Annotated in this window: 16 protein-coding genes; 11 read left to right on the top strand and 5 right to left on the bottom strand. The window is 41.3% G+C overall.

Features of this window, described 5'->3' with window-relative positions; genetic code table 11:
• Window positions 1–7 precede the first annotated feature (7 nt).
• Window positions 8–2716 carry a putative LPS assembly protein LptD gene (locus tag ACFQ1G_RS02845; RefSeq protein ID WP_380736760.1) on the bottom strand — a complete coding sequence of 903 codons (2709 nt, stop codon included), beginning with the start codon at window positions 2714–2716 and terminating at the stop codon, window positions 8–10.
• Window positions 2717–2843: 127 nt separating this feature from the next.
• Here ACFQ1G_RS02845 and ACFQ1G_RS02840 point away from each other — a divergent pair, with 127 nt between their 5' ends.
• The 4 genes from ACFQ1G_RS02840 to ACFQ1G_RS02825 are packed head-to-tail and all read left to right on the top strand — an operon-like array spanning window position 2844 to window position 7189.
• Window positions 2844–3965 carry an N-acetylmuramoyl-L-alanine amidase family protein gene (locus ACFQ1G_RS02840; RefSeq protein WP_380736759.1) on the top strand — a complete coding sequence of 374 codons (1122 nt, stop codon included), beginning with the start codon at window positions 2844–2846 and terminating at the stop codon, window positions 3963–3965.
• Window positions 3966–4019: 54 nt separating this feature from the next.
• The gene (locus ACFQ1G_RS02835) at window positions 4020–4970 is read left to right on the top strand and encodes an MlaD family protein (protein ID WP_380736758.1); all 951 of its coding nucleotides are present in this window, start codon (window positions 4020–4022) and stop codon (window positions 4968–4970) included.
• 26 nt (window positions 4971–4996) lie between these two features.
• Window positions 4997–6343, top strand: coding sequence for a 4Fe-4S dicluster domain-containing protein (locus ACFQ1G_RS02830; protein WP_380736757.1), 1347 nt, complete (start codon window positions 4997–4999; stop codon window positions 6341–6343).
• Window positions 6344–6397: 54 nt separating this feature from the next.
• Complete coding sequence (locus tag ACFQ1G_RS02825) at window positions 6398–7189, top strand: (Fe-S)-binding protein (RefSeq protein WP_380736756.1); 792 nt, start codon at window positions 6398–6400, stop codon at window positions 7187–7189.
• Between the two features lie 54 nt (window positions 7190–7243).
• On the opposite strand, the gene ACFQ1G_RS02820 is transcribed toward ACFQ1G_RS02825, so the two are convergent.
• Window positions 7244–7768 carry a hypothetical protein gene (locus ACFQ1G_RS02820; RefSeq protein ID WP_380736755.1) on the bottom strand — a complete coding sequence of 175 codons (525 nt, stop codon included), beginning with the start codon at window positions 7766–7768 and terminating at the stop codon, window positions 7244–7246.
• Window positions 7769–7915: 147 nt separating this feature from the next.
• Here ACFQ1G_RS02820 and ACFQ1G_RS02815 point away from each other — a divergent pair, with 147 nt between their 5' ends.
• The 3 genes from ACFQ1G_RS02815 to bshA are packed head-to-tail and all read left to right on the top strand — an operon-like array spanning window position 7916 to window position 12489.
• Window positions 7916–8401, top strand: a complete 486-nt coding sequence (locus tag ACFQ1G_RS02815) for an ABC transporter ATPase (protein ID WP_380736754.1) — start codon at window positions 7916–7918, stop codon at window positions 8399–8401.
• Window positions 8401–11331, top strand: a complete 2931-nt coding sequence (locus ACFQ1G_RS02810) for a glycoside hydrolase family 3 N-terminal domain-containing protein (RefSeq protein ID WP_380736753.1) — start codon at window positions 8401–8403, stop codon at window positions 11329–11331. Before ACFQ1G_RS02815 ends, ACFQ1G_RS02810 begins: the two co-directional genes overlap by 1 nt.
• Window positions 11332–11334: 3 nt before the next feature.
• Window positions 11335–12489, top strand: coding sequence for an N-acetyl-alpha-D-glucosaminyl L-malate synthase BshA (gene bshA, locus ACFQ1G_RS02805; protein WP_380736752.1), 1155 nt, complete (start codon window positions 11335–11337; stop codon window positions 12487–12489).
• Window positions 12490–12523: 34 nt separating this feature from the next.
• On the opposite strand, the gene ACFQ1G_RS02800 is transcribed toward bshA, so the two are convergent.
• Window positions 12524–12994 carry a hypothetical protein gene (locus ACFQ1G_RS02800; protein ID WP_380736751.1) on the bottom strand — a complete coding sequence of 157 codons (471 nt, stop codon included), beginning with the start codon at window positions 12992–12994 and terminating at the stop codon, window positions 12524–12526.
• Window positions 12995–13126: 132 nt separating this feature from the next.
• On the opposite strand from ACFQ1G_RS02800, the gene ACFQ1G_RS02795 reads away from it, so the two are divergent.
• The 4 genes from ACFQ1G_RS02795 (at window position 13127) to ACFQ1G_RS02780 (ending at window position 19743) form a co-directional block, all read left to right on the top strand.
• The gene (locus tag ACFQ1G_RS02795) at window positions 13127–16036 is read left to right on the top strand and encodes an FAD-binding and (Fe-S)-binding domain-containing protein (RefSeq protein ID WP_380736750.1); all 2910 of its coding nucleotides are present in this window, start codon (window positions 13127–13129) and stop codon (window positions 16034–16036) included.
• A 60-nt stretch (window positions 16037–16096) separates the two neighbouring features.
• Window positions 16097–17161 carry a chorismate synthase gene (aroC, locus tag ACFQ1G_RS02790; RefSeq protein WP_380736749.1) on the top strand — a complete coding sequence of 355 codons (1065 nt, stop codon included), beginning with the start codon at window positions 16097–16099 and terminating at the stop codon, window positions 17159–17161.
• Between the two features lie 21 nt (window positions 17162–17182).
• Window positions 17183–18493: a dicarboxylate/amino acid:cation symporter gene (locus tag ACFQ1G_RS02785; RefSeq protein ID WP_380736748.1), complete on the top strand. Its 1311-nt coding sequence runs from the start codon at window positions 17183–17185 to the stop codon at window positions 18491–18493.
• A 92-nt stretch (window positions 18494–18585) separates the two neighbouring features.
• Window positions 18586–19743, top strand: a complete 1158-nt coding sequence (locus tag ACFQ1G_RS02780) for a flavohemoglobin expression-modulating QEGLA motif protein (protein WP_380736747.1) — start codon at window positions 18586–18588, stop codon at window positions 19741–19743.
• A gap of 11 nt (window positions 19744–19754) precedes the next feature.
• Here ACFQ1G_RS02780 and ACFQ1G_RS02775 read toward each other — a convergent pair whose 3' ends face one another.
• Together ACFQ1G_RS02775 and ACFQ1G_RS02770 are read right to left on the bottom strand one after the other, a co-directional pair.
• Window positions 19755–20168: a thiol-disulfide oxidoreductase DCC family protein gene (locus tag ACFQ1G_RS02775; protein WP_380736746.1), complete on the bottom strand. Its 414-nt coding sequence runs from the start codon at window positions 20166–20168 to the stop codon at window positions 19755–19757.
• Between the two features lie 12 nt (window positions 20169–20180).
• Complete coding sequence (locus ACFQ1G_RS02770) at window positions 20181–22352, bottom strand: endonuclease MutS2 (RefSeq protein WP_380736745.1); 2172 nt, start codon at window positions 22350–22352, stop codon at window positions 20181–20183.
• Between the last annotated feature and the right edge of the window lie 8 nt (window positions 22353–22360).

Here is a 22360-nt window from a genome sequence, read left to right as displayed (position 1 = left end):
GAATGATTTAAAGTTGTCTGTCTCTTTGTCTTCTTTTCTCATACTTGATATCACGCAATAATGCTGATTTGATACCTATAAAGAAATTCCATTGCTCATATCTTCCGAAAGGAGTCCAGTTAAAGGTCATTCTCCAACTCTTAAGATCACGAGCGAAACGCAGCTGGGTATGAGTGAATCCCTGGTTTACAAAATCATAACCCGAAGATGCTCCAACCGTCCAACGTGGTGAAAGTTCAATATCACCTGAGAACATGAGGGAGTGCGAAGAGATATCATTCTGCCTTGCATTGTTGGAATAATTCATTGTATAAGCCAGTCTTAGATCCCAGGGAATACTGAAGTTGTACCACGCATTTTCAGGGCCTTCTTCTTCATTGGCTACGTCCTCTTCAGTTTCGTCATAGAAAGTGCCGTCCATCTCCATTCCTTTTCCGAAAAGATCATCAGGTCGACCTCCGTTTCTGAAGGTTTCGTTGCTCATTCGGTTTGTGTTTTCCTTTCCACCCGTAAAATCTCGACTGGAGAAGGAGTAACCAAAACTCACGTTGGCATTTGTCATCCTGAAAAGACTTCCACCGTTATTAATATTCAATTTATCAATTCTGCGGTTATCGTTGTTCAGGGCGTAGATATCAAGGTTGGTTCCGAAGTTAATATCCAGCTTACTCTTTATTATGGGAAGAGTCCCTCGAACGCTGATAGGTGAAAGCTTTAATGAATCTCCCGCGAGATTATAAGAAGTACTTATATTCAGGTTATTTAATAGCGTCACCTTTCGCGGCTCGGCATCTGTAGAATCCTTAACCTTGGCCTCAAAAGTATTGCTAAGAGAAAACCCTAAGGAACTTGAGAAATTCTTTCCCGGAGGGCCGTAAAGTGTTCCTTGAAAACGAGAATATTCAACTTCCCTTTCTTCTCTTCCGGCAGTTTCAGGAACCAGATAGGTTTCATAATAATGATCAAATCCGGGATTAATATTGTAGCTGATAGAAGGACGCATCACGTGCCGTATCGCCTGATATTTACTGTCCTTTCCGAAGTTAACCATCCCGTAAATAGTGGTTCCTACGCTTGCATTGAAGTTATAGGTTCTAAAGGAGTCGAAACCTTTAATTGTGTCGACAACTTCCTGCTGAAGCTCTTCATCGTACGACCTTTCAAAAGTCTTGAAAACCCAGTTTTCGGTATAATTGGTTCCGGCGCTTACACTCAGGTAATTAAAAACCTTGAAGTTAGTGGTCAATGGTACGGTGTGTTGAGCGCCCACGACAGCATTTTCAAACATTTCCTTTGTAAAGAAAAGCGAATCGGTGGTGGTGAACCTGTTTTCCCCTCTAAAATTATATTGCAGGTTAATATTTTCAAAAACTCCTTTTTTAGCACCTATCTTGGGTTCAAAAGGATAGATCCTTGCGACGCTGGCCTGTACCGTTGGAAGGGTCATATTGATCTGTTCTGTATTGGTGTTCTGACTGTGAGTCGCGGTAATACTTAGGTTGACCTGCGGCTCGATAGGGAACGTTTTGGAATAGGAAACAGAGGAACTTAAAGTATTGGTAAGCCTGCTTCCGGCGTTACTTTGATTAGTAGAAGCCTGGTAATAATCACTGCTTCCCAGGTTTACCGAAGCCGAAAATCTTGAACTTGGATTGGCTTTTTGGTCCTGTGTATGATACCATCTAAGGTTGTAAACAGAACCTTCGGCATAATCAGGGAACCCCCGTTCACTGGTTATAAGCTTTTCATACCTGAAACTCAGGTTTCCTCTGAACCTGTACCGAAGGGCATAAGAAGATTCCAGACGCAAACCGTAACTACCGTTCGTGTAATAATCTCCTAAGGTGGTGAGGTCAACATAATCACTGATTGCGAAATAATACCCTCCGTTCTGAAGGTAGTAACCACGATTATTATCTTCTCCAAAAGACGGAATAATAAATCCTGATGTTTCCTCATCGGTCATCGGGAAATATCCAAAAGGTAATCCAAGAGGAGTGGGTACATCGGCGATATACATATTTACCAATCCTGAAACGATCTTTTTGTCCGGAACGAACTTTATCCTTCGGGCATAGAAATAATAATCGGGGTTCTCTTCATCTTCAGAAGTGCTGAATTTCACGTTCTTCATATAGAAGACCGAATCATTTTCCCTTTTCGTAATTGCTCCGAAAACCTTGAATTCTCCCTGTTCGGTTCGTGAATTGAACACAAGGGCTTTTTCGGTTTCGAAATTAAACCTGATGGAATCGGGCCTAACCACGCTTTGAGCCTGAGTAAAAACTGGTTTTTGAGTGTAGGTCCCGGTAGAGTCCGGAATTCCGTAAGCGTACACTTCGTTCTTTTCGTTGTCTAATATTATTTTCCCCGCTGTGATATTAATATCACCGTAAGTCACTTCGGCATTATTATATAGGTACATACGGTTCTCACGAGGACTAAGCCGCATGTAATCTTCAGCTGTATAGGTAACCTGGTCTGTAAGGAATTTATTCTTTGGTTTGACACTGTCCTGCGCCGTTTGATGTGTCGTTTCAGTCAGTTCGGGAACGGGAGCGGTGATCTTCAGGGAATCCTGAACCGGTGCCACACTATCCCTTTCGGCAGGAATGCGCATACCTTCTTTAGTCTTGATCTCCTGGGCAGAGATTTTTGTGAAATTAATGATCAAAAAAATACTGCAGGAAAGTATGTAAAGTATATTTGTTCGCAATCCCAGATGTTCTATTTTTGTGAGTGTGGCTTGTTTTTTGAAGTCTCAAAATTACATATATTTTTTAAGCTACCTTTTGGGTTTATCAAAAAATAAAATAACCGCCTTTATGAATCGTTATTTCAGTATGAGAACGAACTTACTTAGCCTTTTAGTTTTTATTTTTTCAGTTATTATTTCTTCGGAAGCATTCGCTTCAGACTGTGAGCCGCCCCGCGAGCGATTTGTGGTGGTGCTCGATGCCGGTCACGGAGGTCAGGATCCCGGTAACCGCGGAAATGGTTTTTATGAAAAAGATATTGCGCTGAATATTGTTCTGAATATTGGTGCTGAACTGGAAAAATTGCCAGATGTCAAGGTGATCTATACCCGTAAAACCGATGTTTTTGTCACCCTGGCAGGTCGTGCAGAGATTGCCAACAAAGCCGAAGCCGATCTTTTTATTTCGGTGCACTGTAATGCTCATAGCTCCCAGGCTTCTGGAACTGAGACTTTCGTATTGGGACTTCACCGTAACGAGGACAACTTAAAAGTAGCGATGAGGGAAAACCAGGTGATCTACCTCGAGGAAGATTATGAAGTGACTTACGGTGGTTTTAACCCCGATTCCCCGGAATCTTATATTGGACTTACATTAATGCAGGAAGAATACCTGGACCAAAGTATACTTTTAGCTGATTTTATTCAGAAGAATTTCACCAATGAACTTAAAAGAGTAAATCGAGGCGTGAAACAGGCCGGTTTCCTGGTTCTTAGACAAACCTATATGCCAAGTGTTCTGGTTGAAACAGGATTTCTTACAAATAGAGGAGAAGGTACCTTTTTGAATAGTCGTGGTGGCCAGGATAAAATGTCGGCGGCTATCGTCGAGGCTGTAAAACACTATAAAAACAGTATCAATCTTGAAATCCTTGAAGGGATCGCTGAACAACCTCCGTTAAAAGTAGATTCCGGAAAGGCACTTGAGCCAAATGATCATTATAAGGACGTAACCTTCAGGGTTCAATTAGCTGCTTCGGGTAAAAAGTTGGATCCTACCCCCCGGAATTTCAAAGGTTTAAATAATATTTTCAGGAATAAAGAGGGTAAGCTTTACAAGTACTATTATGGCGCTACTTCCAGTTATGTGAAGATCCAGGAGTTGCATGAGATCGCGAAGAAGAAAGGCTATGATACTAGTTATATCGTTGCCTTTAAGAACGATGATAAGATCAGTGTTAATGAGGCGCTAAAAACAAAGGTCAATTAAAGGCTCTTTTCTATATTTATTTTTAAATTTGTGCTTCATCAATAAGAATTCTTTGTGAAATATACTAAAGAGGTTAAAACCGCTCTTTTGGCTCTAGTCGCCATTCTCCTTTTCATTTTTGGATATAGTTTCTTAAAAGGAAAAAACTGGTTTGATTCCAGTAGGACATTTTATGTGGTATATAATGACGTGGAAGGACTTACTCCATCTTCGCCGGTGACCATCAATGGTCTTGAAGTTGGGAACGTAAGCAGTATTGGATTTTTGGATACTTCAGGAAAGTTGCTAGTAACCTTCAGTGTGGAGAACGATTTTCCGTTTTCAAAAAACAGTATCGCGCAAGTTTACGGCGGGGGACTTATAGGTGGTAAATCACTTGCTATACTTCCAGAGTATGAGCAGGGAAATCTAGCCAAATCCGGTGACACCTTACAAGGTGAGATTGAAGAAGGGCTTTTGGAACTTGTAAATGAACGCCTGACTCCACTTCAGGAGAAGGTAGAAAAAGTGATAGTAAGTACAGATTCTTTAATTAACGCCTTTAATCAGGTGATGGATGAGGAGGCTCGCAAGGATCTTCGAAAGAGTTTTAAAGATCTTTCTTTGACTGTTGCTTCACTGAAGAGTACAGCCCAGAGCGCCGATAATATTTTTTCTGAGAACGCTCCTAAGTTGAAACGAACTTTTACCAATCTGGACGAGATGTCAACCAATCTCAATAATATTTCAGATACCATTTCTAAGGTGAACATCAAGAAAATGACCAATGATCTTGAGCAAGCGGTAGCCAACTTTGAAGATGTGACCAATAAACTCACCAATGGTGAAGGTACCGCCGCAAAATTGATCAATGATCCGACAGTGTATAATAACCTGGAAAGGGCAACAAATCAATTAGATGAGCTAATTCAGGATGTGAAACTTAATCCTAAGCGATATGTTCATTTTTCTATCTTCGGAAAAAATCCTGGACCATATTCGCCACCAAAGGATTCTTTGAAGTAACCAAGTAACCAACCAACTAACCAACCATGCAGATTATCGCACAAATAGCCTTCATTCTCGCTTTTATAGTGGGAATTGGCATTTTCGTACGTAATGTTCGGAGAATGATCCGCAACATTAACCTGGGGAGAGAGATCGACCGTAATGACAACCCGGCCGAACGCTGGAAGAAAATGGCCAAGATCGCACTGGGCCAGTATAAAATGGTGCGCAGACCTGTTTCAGGGATCGTTCACATTATAGTCTACCTTGGATTTATTATTATTAATATCGAAGTTCTGGAGATCATCATTGATGGTATTTTTGGGACACACCGTATTTTTGCCTTTGCGGGAATTACCTATAATTTCCTGATTGGCGCTTTTGAGATACTTGCATTCCTGGTATTAATTGGAGTGATCATTTTCTGGGTTCGAAGAAACGTACTTCACGTCTATCGCTTCATGGCCCGTGAAATGACTAGCTGGCCTAAGAATGACGCCAACTATATTCTCTATTTCGAGATGGTGTTGATGCTGCTTTTCCTTGTGATGAATGCGGCAGATCATCAGTTACAGTTAACGGGTGCCGAGCATTATGCTATGGCAAGTGGAGAGATCGCAGGATCCTTTCCTATAAGTAGTTTCCTGTTGCCTCTTTTTGAGGGGATGGAAACATCTACTTTGATAATCATTGAAAGAGCAGCCTGGTGGTTGCATATTATCGGTATTTTGATCTTTCTGAATTATCTATACTATTCAAAACATCTTCATATCCTATTGGCTTTCCCTAATGTCTATTTCTCAAAACTTAGACCTAAAGGTGAATTTGACAATATTGATGCGGTTACCAAAGAAGTACAGTTGATGATGGACCCTGATGCCGATCCTTTTGCAGCTCCCACTGAAACGGAAGAGGAAGAAGGAGAACCCGAAAAATTTGGTGCTTCAGATGTTTTTGACCTTAACAGGGTACAACTGCTAAATGCGTATACCTGTACTGAATGTGGACGTTGTACTTCAGAATGTCCTGCAAATAATACAGGGAAATTACTTTCTCCAAGAAAGATCATGATGGATACTCGTGACCGTTTAGAGGAAGTGGGCGAAAATATCAATAAGAATGGTTCATTTCAGGATGACGGAAAACAACTGTTGGACGACTATATTCTTAGAGAAGAACTATGGGCTTGTACAACCTGTAATATGTGCGTGGAAGCCTGTCCGGTTGGGATCGACCCTCTATCCATTATTATGGAGATGAGACGTTACCTCATGATGGAGCAAAGTGCCGGTCCTGCAGATCTTAATAACGCGCTGAGCAATATTGAGAACAATGGTGCCCCATGGCCTTATAACCAAATGGACCGTCTAAACTGGGCAAACGAAAACTAATCTATCAAATTATTTAAAAATAGAAAGCCGCCGGCTTCTTAAAATATAAAATTCATGGCTGAAAATATCAAAGTGCCAACCATGGCAGAATATATGGCAGAAGGCAAGAAACCCGAAGTTCTTTTTTGGGTAGGTTGCTCCGGAAGTTTTGATGACCGTGCCAAAAAGATCACCAAAGCATTCGTAAGACTTTTAGATAAAGCTAACGTAGACTTTGCCGTTCTGGGAACTGAAGAAAGTTGTACGGGAGATCCCGCAAAACGTGCCGGAAATGAATTTCTTTATCAAATGCAGGCAGTGGGTAACATTGAAGTTTTGAACGGGTATGAGATTAAGAAGATCGTAACCACCTGTCCGCACTGTTTCAACATTATCAAGAATGAATATCCCGGGCTTGGAGGGAATTATGAAGTTATGCACCACACTACCTTTTTGAAGTCCTTACTGGAAGAGGGAAGGCTGACTGTGGAAGGTGGTAAATTCAAAGGAAAACGAATTACCTTCCATGACCCATGTTACCTGGGGCGCGGAAATGACATTTATGAAGCTCCTCGTGACCTTTTGAAAAAGCTGGAAGTGGAACTCGTTGAAATGAAAAGATGCAAGACCAATGCCATGTGTTGTGGCGCCGGGGGAGCTCAAATGTTCAAGGAGCCGGAACCGGGCAAGGAAGAAGTTAACGTGGCTCGTACAGAGCAGGCGATTGAAGTTAAACCGGAAGTGATAGCCGCCGGATGCCCTTTCTGTAACACCATGATGACAGACGGTGTTAAAGCTAAAAATAAGGAAGGTGCAATTGAGGTAATGGATATTGCTGAGATGATCGCCAACGCTGAAGATCTATAGATCCATTAAATAATAAGATTAAAAAGGCTGCTGATATGAATTCAACAGCCTTTTTTAATTTAACCTGTATTGTTCTTTTTCTTCAGGATAATTTCTGACCAGTTCTGCGATGTCATCATCGGTCAAACCTTCTTCGATATAATCTCCCTGCTTGCCCATTAGATAAGCATAAGTCTCAATATTGGAGCTATAAGGGCTTTTTGAGGATTTTTTATTCTTATCGGCGTAGCCTTTTAAATAAGCTACCACCAGGTCATCATCCTCTGGTTTTAGATGTTGTTGATTTCTGAAATCATTCAGGATCTTTAAGCCTTCCCATACTCCCAGATAAAGCACTTGAGAATGAGAATCGGAAGAACTGAAATAAACAGGTTCGATGTAATAAATATAAATAGGGGCGGTAACATTGTAGAAATAAGATTCCACAAAATTGGTCTTTTCATTCCAGATACTTCCTACTTCAACATGAATTTGGTGTTCGTCCCGCAGCCAGTCTCTCACCGAATAGATGTTGTTTCCGGTGTCTTTACAACCCAGTTTTTTGGCTAATTCTGAAAGTTTAATGTAATCCGGATTCATACTGCAAAATTAAGGACAGGGGAGTGCTGTGCTATGATGTTCGTCAGGTTTTCATTTTCAGAATATATTATTTAAGTTTTAACTAGCTGCGGTTTGAACAAAGCTGCAAATCAATTAGTTTTGTAGAAATTAAAATTCCACATTTAAATGTTCGTCCCTTTTGAAAGTCTACCGGATAGCTCCCGAGTTTGGATCTATCAGGCTAACCGCTCATTCACAGAGCAGGAACAAATTGAAATCCAGGAAAAGCTGGAACAATTCATTAAAGAATGGACAGCCCACGGTGCTGACCTGAAAGCTTCTTTTGAAGTAAGGTATAAACGCTTTATAATTCTGGCCCTTGATCAGGAAATGAATGCTGCCACAGGTTGCTCGATTGATGCTTCGGTTCATTTTATTCAAGAACTGGAAAAACAGTATGGTGTTGATCTTTTAGACAAGATGAATGTTTCCTATAAACAAGGAGATTTTGTCGCGTATAAGACCCTTACAGATTTCCGAAAGATGGCAAAAGATCGTGCCGTATCACCAAAGACGATCGTGTTCAACAATTTAGTCACTAACAAAGCCGAATATCTTTCAGATTGGGAAGTGCCCGCTTCTGAAAGCTGGCATAAGCGTTTCCTTAATTAATGATTTCAAGAAAGAGCTCCAATTTCTACCTTTTACTGATCCTGTTTTTTTTATTCTTTCAATTTTCTCACTCCCAGAGTCGGCCGTTGATCGTGGATGATCATGAGCTTCAAAAGAAGTGGGTGGATAGCATCTATGAGAAGATGACTTTAAAAGAAAAAGTAGGCCAGCTATTCATGGTTGATATTTTTTCCAATGGTTCTGACCGGGATTTTGAAAAGATAAGAACCCTGATCAGGGAAGAAAAAATTGGAGGTCTTATCTTTTCTAAAGGTGGGCCAAAACGCCAGGCACATCTTACCAACGAATTTCAAGAGCTTTCTGAAACTCCCTTGTTGATTGGGATGGATGCCGAATGGGGGCTTGCCATGCGATTGGATTCTACATATGCTTTTCCATGGAATATGACCCTTGGGGCTATTCAAAATGAGGAACTGGCCGAAGAGGTAGGAGCACAAATAGCCAAACATTCAAAAAGGTTAGGGGTTCACCTTAATTTTGCTCCTGTTGTAGATATCAATACCAATCCTGAAAATCCTATCATCGGGAATCGTTCGTTTGGAGAAGATAAAGAGAATGTTGCTAAAAAGGCATCTGCCTTTGTTCGCGGTATGTCGAGATACAATATTCTATCCAGTGCAAAACATTTTCCGGGTCACGGGGATACCGAAAAGGACTCTCATAAAACGCTTCCTACTATTGATTTTTCCAAAGACAGGATCTATCGTGAGGAACTGTATCCCTATTTATCGGTCATAAATGAAGGTGTTAGTAGTGTAATGGTTGGACATTTGAACGTACCAAGTCTGGAGAGACGCTCTGACTTTCCTTCTTCTTTATCACATGAGATCGTTACGGGAATTTTAAAAGAAGAATTAGAATTCAACGGACTTATAATAACTGATGCCCTTAATATGAAAGGAGTGTCAGATTTTGACGAGCCCGGGGAAATTGACCTGGCCGCATTTTTAGCGGGTAATGATATCCTGTTAATGTCTGAAGATGTACCGAAGGCTTCAGAGAAAATATTAAAGGCGTATAATGAAGGCTTGATCACTGAAGACCGCCTAAAACATTCAGTTAGAAAGATACTTTATGCCAAGTATAAAGCCGGGCTTCATAAGTACAAAGCTATAGATGATACTTATTTGATTGAAGACCTGAATAGCATTAACAATGATGTTCTTTCAGAAAAGCTTTATGAGGAGGCGATGACCGTTATTAAAAATGACAAAGGCTTGTTCCCTGTGAAGGATCTTGAAAAGAATAAGATCGCCTATGTTCATTTTGGAGAAGATAGTGGAGATAATTTCTTCAGCAGACTGAATAGTTATGCTAAAGTGGACCAGGTTTCTGCTGAAAATTTAAATGAACTGCTTGATGAACTGGAATCTTATAATCTGGTCATTATCGGTTATCACCAATCCAATGATTCTCCCTGGGGCAATTATAAAATGAGTAATAAGGATCAATCCTGGCTGTATGAGATCGCCCGCAAAAACAGGGTAATTCTGAATGTCTTTACCAGTCCTTATTCGCTTTTAGACCTGAAGACCACTGCTAATTTTGAAGCCATACAGATCGCATATCAAAATAGCCGTCTGGGACAGGAAAAGGCTGCAGAAGTAATTTTTGGTGCTCTTGGCGCGAAAGGAAAGTTACCGGTACGTGCAGGAAGAGAGTTTCCGGTAGGTAGCGGTTTCTATACACGTGACCTGGAAAGGTTGTCTTATGGACTTCCCGAGCAGGTTGGGATGAACTCCTATAAATTGAAAAAGATCGACTCTCTGGTAAATGCAGTGATCGATCAAAAAATGGCACCCGGAGTACAGGTTTTGGTGGCCCGAAAAGGTAAGGTGATCTATGAAAATTATGCGGGACACCATACTTATCAAAAAGAAACGCCAGTTAAAGGTACAGACGTATATGATATCGCATCTCTTACTAAAATTCTAGCGACCTTGCCGCTTGTGATGGAACTGGTAGAGAAGAACGAACTTGATTTCAATACCACCCTTGGGGAGATGTTCCCCGAATTCAGAAAGACCGATAAGGAGAATATCACCTTGTTGCAAATGCTATCCCACTATGCGCGCTTCAAAGCCTGGATTCCGTTCCATAATCTCACCATAGACGATGAGACAGGCAAAGAGGACAAAAGGTATCTACGGGATAAGGAATTTCCTGGTTATAACACCAAAATTGCGGAAGGCATGTACGTGCGTAATGATATTCGCGATTCTATCGTAAATGTGATCCGTAAAAGTGAATTGAATAAGAAAAGGGAATATCAGTACAGTGATCTACCATACTACCTTTTAAAAGCTTACCTGGAGAACACCTACGGAACTTCTTTAGATTATCTTACCCAGGATCACTTTCTGGAGCCTTTAGGCGCAAATAACACTACCTACTTGCCTCTGAATAAATTTCCGAAGGAAAAGATCGTACCTACAGAAAATGACAATATCTGGCGAAAACAGTTATTGCACGGCTATGTCCATGACCAGGGAGCGGCTATGTTAGGCGGAATTGGTGGACAGGCCGGACTTTTTTCAAATGCCAATGATGTTGCCAAAATAATGCAGATGTATTTAAATGGTGGTGAATACGGCGGGAAAAGATATTTGAAACAAGAAACCATAGATAAGTTCAATACCTGCTATTACTGTGAAGACGAGGTGCGTAGAGGTGTAGGATTTGATAAACCTCAGTTAAAAGAAGTAGGCCCCACTTGTGGTTGTGTGTCCATGACAAGCTTCGGTCATAGCGGTTTCACAGGAACTTTAACCTGGGCAGACCCTCATGAAGAAATAGTTTACGTATTTTTATCCAATCGTGTACATCCTTCCGCGGAAGAAAAAAAATTGATCACGGAAGGGATTCGTACTAAGATTCAGGAAGTTATTTACGAAGCTATAGTTGACTAAAATATGAAAATTGCTATTGTTTGCTATCCCACTTTCGGCGGAAGTGGAGTAGTAGCCACCGAATTGGGAATGGCCCTGTCAAAAAGAGGCCATGAAGTTCACTTTATTACATACAAACAGCCGGTTCGTTTGGAACAATTATCGGGAAATATTCATTTTCACGAGGTAAATGTTCCGGAATATCCTTTGTTCCATTATCAGCCTTATGAACTTGCTCTTAGTAGCAAGCTGGTGGATATGGTGAAGCTGCATAAGATCGAGATGCTTCATGTTCATTACGCTATTCCTCATGCATATGCGGGCTACATGGCTAAGAAAATGTTGGAGGAAGAAGGGATCTTTCTTCCTATGATGACGACCCTCCACGGTACCGATATTACGCTGGTAGGAAATCATCCCTTTTATAAACCGGCAGTTACCTTCAGTATTAACAATAGTGACGTGGTGACTTCGGTTTCCCAAAGCTTGAAGGCAGACACGCTTAGACTGTTTAAAGTACGCCAGGAGATCGAGGTGATCCCGAATTTCATAGATACTTCTAAGTACGTTAATTCTGTAAGTAACTGTCAGCGTTCAATGCTCGCCTCGGGGGATGAAAAGATCATTACACACGTGAGTAATTTCAGAAAAGTGAAACGTATCGATGATGTGGTGATGATCTTCTATAATATCCAGAAAGAAATAAAATCCAAGCTAATCATGGTTGGGCAGGGACCCGAAAGGGAAATGGCCGAAGAACTGGTGGCTGAACTTGGAATAGAAGATAAAGTCCTGTTCCTTGGAGAATCGAATGAAATAGATAAGGTTCTAAGCTTTTCAGATCTATTCCTGTTGCCTTCAGAAAATGAAAGTTTCGGACTTGCAGCTTTAGAGGCCATGGTTAACGCAGTACCTGTAATATCGACCAACACCGGCGGACTTCCGGAAGTTAACAGGCAGGCTTTCTCGGGGTATTTAAGTGAAGTGGGGAATGTTTCTGAAATGGCAAAGAATGCGATCTCGATCTTAAAGGATAAAACCAATCTTGCCAGATTTAAAGAAAACGCCCGAAACCAGGCATTCACATTCGATATTCAAACAATTGTCCCTCTGTATGAAAACCTTTATAAAAAGGCTGTAGAGGACCTGAAAGAACAAAAAAAAGCTGCTAAAATCTAATTTAGCAGCTTTCTTCATTTTATTTTAAAATTGATTAGAACTGGTAACGTACCCCCAAGGCGATATCAAAATCCAGGTCATCATAATAGTCATTAAAACCTATTTCAGGTCTAAAGTCAAGTGAAAGTAATAAAGGGAAATCAAAATCATATTCGATACCTACATCACCTGCAACAAGTGCAAAGAATTCACTGTCTGTATAGTCTGTATCCACAGCACCTATACCACCACCAACACCGGCGTACCAGTTGAAACCGCCGTCAATATTCCAAACCCATTGATATAATCCGGTAAGTCTGAAAGCGTCAGCGTTGTCATGGCTTCTCCATCCCAGGTCCAATTCCAAACGATTGTTTTCTGAAAGTCCGTGTTGGTAAGAGATCTCTGTTCCAAATCCGTCATTATCTCCTAATCGTAATCCAAGGGCATGATTAGCAATGCTTTGAGCATGGGAGCTAAATCCAAGACCAAATACACAAATGGTCAGTAAAATCAATTTTTTCATATGTTCTCTTTTAATTAGTTTTACGCAAAATTAGATTTTCTGCGATTCTACAATCTAAGGATTTTATTAATATAATGTTAAGATTCTGCATAAATCGTGAAGTGGTCTGATTATTAGTTGATTATTACAAGGATGAAAGAAAAATTAAAAGCTCTCGCCGGGAGCTTAAAAGGGGAGCTGCATACTAATTCCCTATGGCGTAGCATTTTCGCTACAGATGCGTCTGTATATAGATCCCTTCCTCTCGCTGTTGCTTACCCAAAAGATGTAGATGATCTTAAAAATTTGATTCGATTTGCTTCTGAAAATCAAACTTCTTTGATCCCTAGAACCGCAGGAACTTCCCTGGCAGGACAATGTGTAGGAGAAGGGATAGTGGTAGATGTATCAAAATATTTCACGGAGATTCTCGAAGTGAATGAGGCAGAGAAGACAGTGACCGTTCAGCCGGGTGTGATAAGGGATGATCTCAACAGGTTTTTAGAACCCTATGGCTTGTTCTTTGGTCCAAACACGTCTACTTCCAATCGGTGTATGATCGGGGGTATGGTTGGAAACAATTCAAGTGGAACCACCTCTATAAAATACGGGGTGACCCGTGATAAGGTGAAGCAAATGAAGGTGTTGTTGTCAGATGCTTCCGAAGCCGTTTTTTCAAAGATCTCTTCGGAAGGATTTGAATCTAAAAAAAATACAACTTCCAGGGAAGGAGGTATTTACAGCGAGTTATATAATGTTTTAATTCCGGAAGAAGTCCAGAACAATATCAACCTTGGATTTCCTAAAAAGGACATTCATCGCAGAAATACCGGATACGCTGTTGACAGTTTGATCAATTCGGAAATTTTCTCTGACTCTACCGAGCAATTCAGTATGACCGATCTTCTGTGCGGAAGTGAAGGAACTCTGGCTTTCACCACAGAGATCACTTTAAAATTGGACAAGCTTCCACCGAAAAATGCCGTTATGATCGCGGCTCATTTTGATACCGTTGAAAAATGCCTGCAGGCTGTTGTTCCTGCAATGCGACATTCCTTATTTACCTGTGAAATGATGGATAAAGTTATTTTAGATTGTACTAAGAACAGTCTGAAATATAAAGAGAACAGGTTCTTTATTGAAGGAGATCCTGCAGCGATCTTGATGTTGGAACTGCGAGCCGAAGAAGAACTTGAATTGACAGATAAAACAGCCGAACTTTTGAAGACGCTCAATGAGTCAGGGCTTGCTTATGCTTTACCTGTGCTACGTAGTGACACTATTGACCTTGCCCTTGAACTTAGAAAGGCGGGGCTGGGGCTGTTAGGGAATATTGTAGGGGACAGGAAGGCTGTTGCCTGTATAGAGGACACTGCCGTGGCCGTAGAAGATCTTTCAGAATATATTACAGAGTTCACCGCGTTGATGAAGTCTTATGGGCAGGAAGCGGTTTATTACGCTCATGCTGGGGCAGGGGAACTTCATTTGAGGCCTATTCTAAACCTTAAGAAGAAAGAAGATGTGATCTTATTCAGAAAGATCACTGCAGATGTTGCTGCACTTGTGAAGAAATACGGTGGTTCTTTTAGCGGAGAACATGGCGACGGCAGGGTAAGGGCTGAATTTATTGAGTTTATGATAGGTGCTGAGAATTACAACCTGCTTAAAAAGGTTAAAAATATCTTTGATCCTAATAACATTTTCAACCCCGGAAAGATCATCGATGCGCCGCCAATGGACGAGGATCTGCGTTATGAACCGGGAAGACAGGAGCCGGAAATCCAAACTTTAATGGACTTTTCAGATTCTCAGGGCATCCTGAGAGGAGCTGAAAACTGCAACGGGAGCGGAGATTGCCGCAAACCAGCCGAAGCCGGTGGCACCATGTGTCCCAGTTATCGAGCGACACTTAATGAAAAAGATACCACAAGAGCCAGGGCGAACGCTTTAAGGGAGTTTTTAACGCATTCGGATAAAGAGAATCGTTTTGACAGGGAAGAGTTAAAACAGGTTTTGGAATTATGTATCAGCTGTAAAGGTTGTAAAAGTGAATGTCCTTCAAATGTGGACATGGCAGCCTATAAAGCCGAATTTGAATACCAATATCAAAAAGCGAATGGCTCTTCGTTACGTACCAAAGCTTTTGCCTATAATACCCGACTAAATAAACTGGCATCTCATTTTCCGCATGTTTCAAATGCAGTTTTTAAAAATAAATTTACTTCAGGTCTCATAAAAAAGACGTTGAATATTGCTCCTGAAAGGGAAATGCCTTTGGTGGCCGAGGAAACAGTTTCAAAATATTACCGTAAACACCATGAGCTTTTAACCAATCCTATAAAAACGGTTTATCTTTTCAATGATGAGTTCACCAATTATCTGGATTCTGAAGTAGGGAAAGCGGCGCTGAAGTTACTTACTGCCCTGAATTATAACGTAAAGATACTGGACCACTCCGAAAGCGGCCGAACTTTCCTTTCCAAAGGATTTCTGGAGCAGGCAAAGAAAGTAGCCAATGAAAATATCACCACTTTTAGAAGTCTCATTTCAGAAGATACACCGCTAATAGGCCTGGAGCCTTCGGCAATTTTAAGTTTCAGGGACGAATATTTAAGGCTGGCTTATGACAGGCCGGCCGCTGAACAGCTTGCTAAGAACACTCTGCTGTTTGAAGAGTTTTTCAAAAAGGAGATCCTGGCAGGAAATATTTCAGCTTCTTCATTTTCTTCTGAAAAGAAAAAAATCAAGCTGCATGGGCACTGCCATCAAAAAGCCTTGTCGGGAATGGAAAATGCATTTGCAATGCTCAATCTTCCGCAGAATTATGAGGTAACCATAATACCTTCCGGATGCTGCGGGATGGCCGGTTCCTTTGGGTATCAAAAAGAACATTATGAGGTGAGTATGGCCATAGGGGAACAGACGTTGTTTCCGGCGGTACGCAAAGCTTCCGAAGAAACTTTGATCGCTGCACCCGGGACAAGTTGTCGTCACCAGATCTTTGACGGTACAGGCAGAAAAGCCCTTCATCCGGTCCAGATCATGGCTGAAGCGCTTCTGTAACAGGAATAAACATTTTCTAATCTTGGCTTAAAAAATTACATTTGCTCAAAATCCCACCTTATGGCCGGCAATATTTTCGGAACACTTTTTAGACTTACCACTTTTGGAGAATCTCACGGAGAGGCCATCGGGGGTGTTATTGACGGGTGTCCCGCAGGTGTAGAGATCGATCTGGAGGAGATCCAAAAAGAGATGGCCAGGAGAAAACCGGGCCAGTCATCTATTGTAACTCAAAGAAAAGAATCTGATACGGTAAAAATCCTTTCCGGAATCTTCGAAGGCAGGACTACCGGCACCCCGATAGGATTTGTGATCGAGAACGACAATCAAAAGTCAAAAGACTATTCACACATCAAGGATGTTTACCGCCCTTCTCACGCAGATTACACGTATGACCAAAAATACGGCAACCGCGATTACAGAGGAGGCGGAAGATCTTCTGCGAGAGAGACCGCCTGTCGTGTGGCAGCCGGGGCAATTGCCAAGCAGTTATTAAAAGACATCAAGATCACCGCTTTTACTTCGGCAGTGGGGAAGCTTAAGCTTGAAAAAAAATATAGTGAACTCGATTTTAATGAAATAGAAAAAAATGCGGTAAGATGTCCTGATGGGGCAACTGCCGAAAAGATGGAAACCTATATCAAGGAGATACGCTCGCAGGGAGATACGGTTGGAGGCGTGGTTGAATGTGTTATCACGAACGTGCCCGCCGGACTTGGAGAGCCGGTCTTTGATAAACTTCACGCGAAGTTAGGACAGGCCATGTTATCCATCAATGCAGTGAAAGGATTTGAATACGGAAGTGGCTTTGAAGGTGCGGAAAAGAAAGGGAGTGAACACAATGACCTTTTTAACGAGGATGGATCTACCAGAACCAATTATAGTGGCGGGATCCAGGGTGGAATCTCCAACGGAATGGATATATACTTTAAAGTAGCTTTCAAACCCGTTGCTACCATCATGCAAAAACAGGATACGATCAACTCAGGAGGGGAAAAGGTGGAGATGCAAGGCAAAGGACGTCACGACCCCTGCGTTGTGCCCAGGGCAGTACCTATTGTTGAGGCAATGGCTGCTTTGGTTCTGGCTGACTTTTATTTACTGAACAAAACTTCAAAAATTTAATATTTACAGATTATTTAAATTATGAAAAAACTCGCACTGCATTGGCAGATCTTATTAGGAATGGCTGCCGGGGTGATCTTCGCCCTTCTAATGACCAATTTTTCATGGGGAGCTGAATTTATTGGCGACTGGATAAAACCTTTCGGGAATATCTTCATCAACGCTTTAAAATTGATAGCAGTGCCGTTGATCCTGGCTTCTCTTATCAAAGGGATATCTGACCTGAAGGACATCTCGAAACTGTCTAAAATGGGGACCAGAACCATTCTAATTTATATTGCAACCACAGTGATCGCTGTATCTATAGGACTGGGTATGGTAAATTTGATAAAGCCCGGAAGTGCCATTTCTGAAGAAACCCGAAATGAATTGATCGCGAGTTATGAAGGAGATGCTTCGGTAAGGATCGCTGATGCAGCTAAACAAAAAGAGGCCGGTCCGCTTCAAGCCCTTGAAGATCTTGTACCAAGTAATATTTTTGCGGCAGCAGGCGACAATTCTAATATGTTACAGGTTATCTTTTTCGCTATTTTCTTCGGAATTGGCCTGATCCTTATTCCCGAAGAAACAGCGAAACCCGTAAAAGCTTTTTTTGACGGCTTTAATGAAGTGATTCTGAAACTCATAGATATTATCATGCTGGCTGCTCCTTATGGCGTTTTCGCACTATTGGCAGCCCTGGTGGTAGAATCACCTAGTACAGACCTTTTCCAGGCACTGGCTATGTATGCTGTTACCGTTCTTGGTGGTTTGGCAATTATGATTGGAGTTTATTTATTGATCGTTTGGATATTTACCGGGAAGTCCCCTGCATTCTTTGAGAATGGGATGGCACCGGCGCAATTACTTGCATTTTCAACCAGTTCCAGTGCAGCAACCCTTCCGGTTACTATGGAAAGGGTAGAAGAGCACCTTGGCGTGGAAGAAGAAGTAGCAAGTTTTGTTCTTCCTATTGGAGCGACCATTAATATGGATGGAACAAGTTTATACCAGGCAGTGGCTGCAGTTTTCATCGCTCAGGCCTTCGGGATGGATCTTAGTCTATCGGCTCAATTAGGGATCATTGCTACTGCGACCTTAGCTTCGATAGGATCTGCTGCGGTTCCCGGCGCGGGAATGGTAATGTTAGTTATTGTTCTGGCTCAAGCGGGAATTCCTGAAGCAGGACTTGCTTTGATCTTTGCTGTTGACCGCCCGCTTGATATGTGCCGTACTACGGTAAACGTTACTGGAGATGCTGCAGTTTCCATGATGGTGGCAAAATCTGTGGACAAACTTGGAGAACCGGTTGCAAAGAACTGGAACGACCATATGCCTAAGGCCTCTAAATAGGTTCTTTTTAATAGTGGAAAGTTTTGGATAGGTGAATTTATTTAAGTGTATTTGCCTGAAATTTTTGCAAGTATTTTAGAAAGTTGATAGTGATGAGTGAGAAAGAGCGCAACCCGTATTCCAGCCTTTTAGAGATCGATAAGAACCTTGATCGTCTTGTCAGGGAGATAGATGTTTTAAACTACCTCAATCCATTAAATATTGAGTTGGAGAAAAAGCGGTTTTTCGCTTCTAAATTTTCAATAGATCCGGTTTTTAATTACAGAAAAGTTAAGTTCAACCCTTTTAATCTTCAGCGTCAATTCTTCAGTCAGAGACTTGAGGATATTCCAGACGAGGAGATCAGAAAATTGTACCATGATACTATTTATGAGTATTCAGGTTTGGTTCAGTGTATAGCATCTGTTGGACAAAAGAATAAATTTTTTTATAATTCTTTACGTGTTTTTGGAACTCCACAGGAAAAGGATGTCAAAAATGCCAAATTCATCCTTCATTTTCACAAAGAAGAGGACGCCGAAGAAATGGTCCCTCGCTATAATGCAGATCAGGCACAGGCATATTTTCAGGCATTTGGGGAGAAATATCCATTCCAGTTTAAAATAAAACAAAGCAACAGTATCACTGCTGCGGCAATGGCCCTAAACACCACCAAGACCTTAGTGGTTAAAAAGAACCGGAAATTCAGTGATAACGACCTTAAAATACTTTCAAATCACGAGATAGGAGTGAATATGCTAACCACTTTTAACGGACTTAATCAGCCGTTACGCATATTTTCCCACGGATTTGCTAACAATAACATCACCCAGGCAGGATTAGCGGTATTCAGCGAGTATATGAGCGACAGTTTGACGCTTAAGCGAATGAAGGAATTTGCATACCGGGTTCTTGCAGCAGACAGCCTTATTAAGGGCTATTCTTTCTCAGATACCTTCGACCTTCTTTTCAGCCAGTATAAACTGGATAAGGAAACTGCATGGTCCATCACTTTGCGGGCACACCGCGGGGGAGGGTTCACAAAAGATTATCAGTATCTCTCTGGCCTTAAAAAGGTATATGATTATTACACCTCAGGAAAAGAGATGGGGGTTTTGCTAACCGGAAAGGTTGGTTTGGAAGATGCAGATCTTATCAAACATCTTCAGGCAAAAGGGCTTGCTGAAAAGAATAAATTTTACACACACTCTTTCCGTGAAAACAAGAACACCAATGATAAGCTGGAGTTTATGCTGAGCAACCTAAAGTAAAGCTTTAAGTGTTATTTTAGAAAAAGATCTTTCAGTTCAGGGGTTGGGATCATACAGCTTTCCTTTTTTCCGAACCATTTATAGCGGTTGTTTGCTATAAAATCATAAACAAGATCCCTGAAGCCTTCCGGTAAGGGTTTGAAAAATCGTAACCACCTGTATTTTTTAAGATGTTTAGCGATCTCGATTGCCGCGGTAGATTTATTATAATAGGCCACACTCGGTTCAATGAGAATTACCGAATCAAGCTTTTCAGTATCGATTCCTCTTTCGTTGACTATCTGGAGGCCAATATCACTTTGTAAGGGAGCAAATCTAAAGACATCCTCCTTATCGTTCTTAATGATGGTCTGGACGGTTCTGTCACATAGATTACACACGCCGTCAAATAGGATAATTTTCTTGTTTTCTGGGAAATTCACCATAATTTTCTTTTTCTACTTCTTTCGTTGCACAAGCTCTAACTGGTCTACAGATACAGAAGTAGTGAAAATGCCATAATTCACTTTAGCATTTCCCTTTTCGATACTGTCAATACTTCCAACAGCTTTTCCATCCTGCATTCGTACCCTGTCCCCAACCTTCAGAACAGGTTTTGGTTTAGCAATTTCTTCTTTTTTCTGAGCTTCCTGCTTTTCTTTTTTCTTTTTTCTTATTATTTCGACTTTCTTCTCTGCCTCTTGCTGAACCTTCTTTTCCTTAGCTTTGACTTCCTTCTTCTCTTTAGCTGAAAGCTTTTTGCGTTTGGAATTCTCCATTTCCACGATCTTCAAAAATTCACCGATAAGCTCCTTCTTTTTCTTATTGGTAAAGTACTTCTCGCTGATATCATTGATCTTGTTCCCAAGATAGATCAGTCGCTGGTTGCTGTCATATAACTCCTGAAAGTTCTCCAGTTTTTGCTGAATTCTCGCGTTGGTCTCTTCCAGCTTTTTCTTTTCAAGTTCGGCTTTTTGCTCTTTGGTTTGTAAGGAAGTGGTAGTTTTCTGAAGTTTAGAGCGCTCCTTCTGAAGGTCCGCAATACTCTTGTCAAATCTTATTTTACCCCGTTCAACCTTCTTTTTCGATCTATTGATAAGACTGTAAGGAATTCCGTTCTTTTGAGCTACTTCAAAGGTGAAGGAACTTCCCGCTTCTCCCATATGAAGCTTATATAAAGGCTCCAGAGTGCGGGAATCGAACAACATATTGGCATTTATAATATTTGGCAGCTCATTGGCCAGCATCTTTAAATTCGCGTAATGAGTGGTAAGGATCCCAAAAGATTCCTTTTCATAGAACACTTCCAGAAAGGTTTCAGCTAAAGCACCTCCCAGTTCCGGATCACTACCGGTTCCAAACTCATCTATCAAAAAGAGGGTTTTATCGTCACACTTCCGAAGAAAATAATTCATGTTCTTCAGGCGGTAACTATAGGTACTCAGGTGATTTTCGATACTCTGGTTATCACCAATATCTGTAAGGATCTTATTGAAAAGGCAAACCCGGCTGTATTCATGAACAGGAATAAGCATCCCGCTTTGCAGCATCACCTGTAAAAGGCCAACTGTTTTAAGGGTAATACTTTTTCCGCCGGCATTAGGTCCTGAAATGACGATTATGCGTTTCTCTTTAGTCAGTTCAATGGTCTGCGGAAAAGTTTTTTGCTTTTTTTTGCGATTATTCAGAAGCAGTAAGGGGTGATACGCGTCGATCAATTCCAGCTCCCGGTCTTTGGATACCTTAGGCATTACTGCGTCCATATCCATTCCGTATTTCGCTTTTGCCGCTATCACGTCAATATCGCTTAACAGCTCCTGATACTCGATCAAAAGTGTCCTGAATGGTCTTATGAAGTTTGTGACTTCCTTAAGGATACGTTTTATCTCTTCCTTTTCCTCATATTCCAGGTTGTTGAGTTCCCGGGTATGATTATGGGTGGCTTCCGGCTGAATGTAGACAATGCTTCCGGTCTTGGAATTCCCCAAGATACTCCCCTTGACCTTTCTTCGGTGCATTGCTGTCACCGCAAGTACACGCACATTCTCAACTACGGTCTCCCTGATCTCATCTAGATAACCAAGATTATTGTAATGAGTGAGCGCGCTTCCGAAGCTGGCATTGATCTGTCCTTTAACGTGGTTGATCTTTCTTCTAATCCCTTCCAGAAGGGGAGAGGCATCATCCTTGACCTCGCCAAACCTATCAATTACCTTATTGATCCTTTCGATCAATAAAGAAGTATATTCAATTTCCTGAGTGGTTACCCTTAGTGTAGGATAAATTTCTTCGAATTTCTCAAAGAATTTGATCTGAATATTCGTTGTTTCTGAAATAGCGCTTATTTTCCTTAAGCTTGGAGCTTCCAGGAGAGTATCTTCTATGCCCAGCATCTTTATTTCCATGTCGATGGAATCGAAACCGTGGTTTGGAATCCTGCTTTCCTGTTGATAGGAAGATACGTACTCATTGGTTTGTCTAAGAGCAAAAAGGGTTTTGTCGTAACTGGGAAATGGGGTGATCTGCAGGGCTTTTTCCTTTCCCGGTCCCGTTACGGTATACTTGCTTACCTGTTGGCAAACGGTTGGAAATTCCAGGTCAGAAAGAGTTTTAGGTGTAATTTTAATCATATAATAAA

It is taken from the genome of Salinimicrobium gaetbulicola (genome assembly GCF_042676025.1).
GTDB lineage: Bacteria > Bacteroidota > Bacteroidia > Flavobacteriales > Flavobacteriaceae > Salinimicrobium > Salinimicrobium gaetbulicola.
Note: the sequence above shows the minus strand (reverse complement) of the source record. Positions and strands in the feature narration are given on the sequence as shown.

Bases quoted from the DNA above. Each gene is read 5' to 3' on its own strand.
- ACFQ1G_RS02840 (WP_380736759.1), top strand. From the start codon at position 2,844: ATGAGAACGAACTTACTTAGCCTTTTAGTTTTTATTTTTTCAGTTATT.
- ACFQ1G_RS02830 (WP_380736757.1), top strand. From the start codon at position 4,997: ATGCAGATTATCGCACAAATAGCCTTCATTCTCGCTTTTATAGTGGGA.
- ACFQ1G_RS02825 (WP_380736756.1), top strand. From the start codon at position 6,398: ATGGCTGAAAATATCAAAGTGCCAACCATGGCAGAATATATGGCAGAA.
- ACFQ1G_RS02820 (WP_380736755.1), bottom strand. From the start codon at position 7,768: ATGAATCCGGATTACATTAAACTTTCAGAATTAGCCAAAAAACTGGGT.
- ACFQ1G_RS02815 (WP_380736754.1), top strand. From the start codon at position 7,916: ATGTTCGTCCCTTTTGAAAGTCTACCGGATAGCTCCCGAGTTTGGATC.
- ACFQ1G_RS02810 (WP_380736753.1), top strand. From the start codon at position 8,401: ATGATTTCAAGAAAGAGCTCCAATTTCTACCTTTTACTGATCCTGTTT.
- bshA (WP_380736752.1), top strand. From the start codon at position 11,335: ATGAAAATTGCTATTGTTTGCTATCCCACTTTCGGCGGAAGTGGAGTA.
- ACFQ1G_RS02800 (WP_380736751.1), bottom strand. From the start codon at position 12,994: ATGAAAAAATTGATTTTACTGACCATTTGTGTATTTGGTCTTGGATTT.
- ACFQ1G_RS02795 (WP_380736750.1), top strand. From the start codon at position 13,127: ATGAAAGAAAAATTAAAAGCTCTCGCCGGGAGCTTAAAAGGGGAGCTG.
- aroC (WP_380736749.1), top strand. From the start codon at position 16,097: ATGGCCGGCAATATTTTCGGAACACTTTTTAGACTTACCACTTTTGGA.
- ACFQ1G_RS02785 (WP_380736748.1), top strand. From the start codon at position 17,183: ATGAAAAAACTCGCACTGCATTGGCAGATCTTATTAGGAATGGCTGCC.
- ACFQ1G_RS02780 (WP_380736747.1), top strand. From the start codon at position 18,586: ATGAGTGAGAAAGAGCGCAACCCGTATTCCAGCCTTTTAGAGATCGAT.
- ACFQ1G_RS02775 (WP_380736746.1), bottom strand. From the start codon at position 20,168: ATGGTGAATTTCCCAGAAAACAAGAAAATTATCCTATTTGACGGCGTG.
- ACFQ1G_RS02770 (WP_380736745.1), bottom strand. From the start codon at position 22,352: ATGATTAAAATTACACCTAAAACTCTTTCTGACCTGGAATTTCCAACC.